Source organism: Oleiphilus sp. HI0123, assembly GCF_001635315.1.
The window spans coordinates 1-778 of the sequence record NZ_LWGE01000049.1 but is presented as its reverse complement, the minus strand read 5'-3'; the positions used below and the strand labels follow the sequence as shown (position 1 = coordinate 778).

The following is a 778-nucleotide window of genomic DNA, read 5'->3' as shown; positions in this document are numbered from 1 at the left end:
AACTGTCGCCTCAGAGGTGATCAAGACAAAACGTAGCTCATCGCCCAAGGACTTAAGCACTTCGTACAAACCGCCTTCACAATACAAGCTCACTTCTGTTCCAAGAGAACCTTTGATCTTGCCCGCATTACGCTCTTCTTCGATACGCTTATTCACAGCCGTTTTCGCTTCTAGCACCGTTGCCCAGAACTCAGAACCTTGCTGGCTATCTGCATCCATCGCAAACAAACCTTCGTACCAGGAACAAAGCATTACGCTTGATGCACGTTCTTCACCCTTAGGCTTAGGCATAACCGCCCAGATTTCGTCTGCAGTAAAGCTTAGAACTGGCGCAATCCAGCGAGTCATCGCTTCAAGAATATGGTACATCGCTGTTTGGCATGAACGACGAGCTAGACTATCTGCCTGAGTGGTGTACTGTCGATCTTTGATGATATCCAGATAGAAACCACCTAAATCAACGCCGCAGAAGTGAACAATTTTCTGTGAAACACTAAGAAAACTATACTCGTCATAAGCTTCTTGCAATTCAGTTTGAAGCTCTAAGGCTTTATCAACCGCCCAACGATCTAGTGACATCATCTCTTCAGGCGCTACCAAGTCCTTCTCTGGCTCAAAACCATTGATATTAGACAACAGGAAGCGCGCAGTATTTCGAATACGACGATAAGATTCGGCAGCTCGCTTGAGGATCTCGTCAGAAACCGTCATTTCACCACTATAGTCTGTTGCCGCTACCCAGAAACGCAAGATATCAGCCCCTAGCTTGTTCATCACT

Annotated in this window: 1 protein-coding gene; it reads right to left on the bottom strand. The window is 46.4% G+C overall.

Annotated elements, in window-relative coordinates; genetic code table 11:
• On the bottom strand, nt 1-778 hold a 778-nt coding region (locus A3761_RS00595; RefSeq protein WP_156491457.1), incomplete at both ends, for a class I tRNA ligase family protein.